The sequence below is a fragment of the Candidatus Competibacter denitrificans Run_A_D11 genome (genome assembly GCF_001051235.1).
GTDB lineage: Bacteria > Pseudomonadota > Gammaproteobacteria > Competibacterales > Competibacteraceae > Competibacter_A > Competibacter_A denitrificans.
The window spans coordinates 1-2,827 of sequence record NZ_CBTJ020000012.1; the positions used below are offsets into that span (position 1 = coordinate 1).

At 42.0% G+C, this 2,827-nt stretch carries 2 protein-coding genes; both read left to right on the forward strand.

The features are described 5' to 3' along the window. Positions 1-636 precede the first annotated feature (636 nt). The gene (locus tag BN873_RS19245; protein ID WP_082161034.1) at positions 637-1,518 is read left to right on the forward strand and encodes a glycosyltransferase family 2 protein; all 882 of its coding nucleotides are present in this window, start codon (positions 637-639) and stop codon (positions 1,516-1,518) included. A gap of 75 nt (positions 1,519-1,593) precedes the next feature. Further along, entirely contained in the window at positions 1,594-2,706 is a 1,113-nt protein-coding gene (locus BN873_RS01790) for a glycosyltransferase family 4 protein (protein WP_171820402.1), read from the forward strand. The last annotated feature ends 121 nt before the right edge of the window (positions 2,707-2,827 follow it).

Consider the following 2,827-nt stretch of genomic DNA (forward strand, 5'->3'; position numbering starts at 1 on the left):
CCAACTCCACACCCCCAGTTCTTCTGATACCCAACTCATCCCTATTCCTCAAATACTCCATAGACTACAATATCTTGGAATTGTGGGGAATCGGGTGCGTCGGTGGGTGGTCGAAAGAACATTGGCATGGCTAAGCCGCACCCGATTACCCACATCTTTTTATATTTTACAATCAATCGGTTATGATGATCTGATATGACTGTCAGCCGCTAAGAATCTACGCTCGTGCAGGTGTTCCTAAAGGGTTTACTGGTTTTCAGCGTCTTGATCTGCTCTGGGGCACATGGAATCGTTTCAACATCAATCCGATGATAGCCGGTAATATGTTGATTTTTAAGATATAAAATCAAAGTAATACTAAATCCAACGTAACATATTGAATATAAAGATAAAAAAGATGTGGGTAATCGGTGGGCTAAGCCGCTATCGTCGATTAGTCCGTGTCTATGAAAAAAGAGTCGCTTCCAGTGTCGCTATGATTTGGGTTTCTTCTATCCGTATTCTACTGAAGAAATTGTATCCACCTCCTGATAAAGAGAGCTGTATTTAATCAGATATCCCCTGAATAATAATTTTCGGATAAGCTCTGAATCTTTTAACTCAAAAATTACATTCCTGAATATATAGGTAAAGAAAATGGCTTTGGTTAGTGTTATTATTCCAGCTTATAATGCAGCCCAATACATACGAGATACCATCGATAGTGTATTAAATCAAAGCTATAGCAATTTTGAAATTATTGTCGTAAATGATGGTTCTACTGACGAGACTGCCCAGATTTTAAATGAGTATGGAGATAAGTTAAGAGTTGTACATCAAAATAATAAAGGAAGTGCTGCTGCGTGTAATTATGGTGCCGCACTAGCACAGGGTGAGTGGATTGCTTTTCTAGATGCAGATGATATATGGCTTCCTGATAAACTGATGCTTCAATTGAAACATTGTAAAGATAGCTCTATATCCCATACTGATTCTTTTTGCTTTGGTGAGTCAATTTCTGGAGAGGTACAGCGAGGCAGTATTACTCATCTTGTGGAAGGGCAAGTTTTAAAACAGTTGCTAGTAACAAATTTTATTTCTAAGTCAACGGTAATGATTCAACGGGCTATCTTTAATCAATATAAAGGTTTCGATGAAACTTATTTATCTGTAGAGGATTGGCCATTTTGGCTGAGGGTTTGTGCTAACCACTCTTTAGGATATCTCCCTGAACCTGTTGTCCGTTATCGGGTACATCGACAATCAGCAACAATGAAAACTCGCCGAACGCTTCCAGACCACCTGAGAATAATATCTGAGGCTTTTAATAACGGTGGAGTGGGGCAATCATTTCCAGAGTTGCGCCGCCAAGCACTTGTATCATCTTATCAGATCAATTGCCATTATGCAGCTGAGGCGGGCGATTGGACCTTTGCACTTTACTGCGCTCTGCGAGCGCTTCGCTTTGAACCAACAGCTATACGCACTTGGAAAAATTTGGCCAAATCCACTTTAATTCCTTTGGGTATCCCATACTAAATTTTTCTCTTGAAAATCTGTCTGATCACTATGCAGGCTGAGCCATTACTGCGTCTCGGGATTGATGCGCGTTGCTTGAATACACCTCATATACGTGGTATGGGGAAATATGCTTCTGAATTAATTAAAAATGCTGATGCATTGGCAAAAGTGGAATGGCGATTTTTTGCGGACCGCCCCGATGCAGTGTTCCACAAACCAGTAGAGAGTGGCGAAATTGAACTTTTTGACCTGAAAGGCTACCGTTTCAATACCTGGGAGCAAATCGGGCTGCCTTGGCAAGCGCGACGTGCTGGGATAGATATATTACATTGCATAGCTACTACGCTACCCTATTGGCAAGCTGTACCTACAATTGTAACTATTCACGATACTTTGATGTGGAAAGAGGATGAATTACATCTTTCCTATAATAAGTGGTACCTACATCATCTGATTCCTGCTGCCTTTAAAAGATGTACGGCAATCATTACCATCAGTGAATCTTCGCGCCGGGACATTCTTGAGCTTTGGCCGTATCTTGAGCGTAAACTCCATGTGATCCCCCATGGGGTAAGCGATATTTATCTTAACGAGCAAAGCAAAATATTGTCGCCCACATTTTTAGACAAAGTCGGTCCGGCACCTTACTTTCTCTACATTGGGGGGTCGCTAGCGCGTAAAAGGTTTGGTTGGGCTATTAAGGTGTTGGTAAACATAGATATTCCCAAGATACGGTTGCTTGTCTGTGGCTTTTCAGAAGCTGAACGAACACAAGCGCGTCAAAATATAGAACCGTCACTACGTGATCGAATCGTGTTTTTACCTTTTATTGAAGAGACGTACATGGCTCAATTATATCAACAAGCAGTGGCAGTACTCTATCCAACCTTATATGAGGGATTTGGTTTTCCTGCATTGGAAGCACAAGCAGTAGGAACTCCTGTGCTATTCAGCGCTCTAGGAAGCTTAATTGAGTTAATAGGGCCATCTGCAGAAATTCTGCCTCCAGAGAATCTAGACGCTTGGGTAAAAACTTGCCAGCGATTATTCTACCAGCGTGGTGAATTCAACATGCGTATACCTAATAAGGATGCTAGAGAATGGGCACAGCAGTTTTCCTGGAAAGTCAGCTCTACCCGGCATTTGGAGCTATATAGAAAAGTAGCCGAGCAGACTCGTTCCCTGCTGAAAAGTAGATTTTTCTAATCTTCTGCTAAAGCGTGTTCTCTAAGCTCGACTTTCCCCATTGGTTAGGGATTGCGCTGAGGCCGGGAGCTAGCAACCATGACGATTTCTTTCCGACCAAAGAGAGAAGTTCATGGGGATA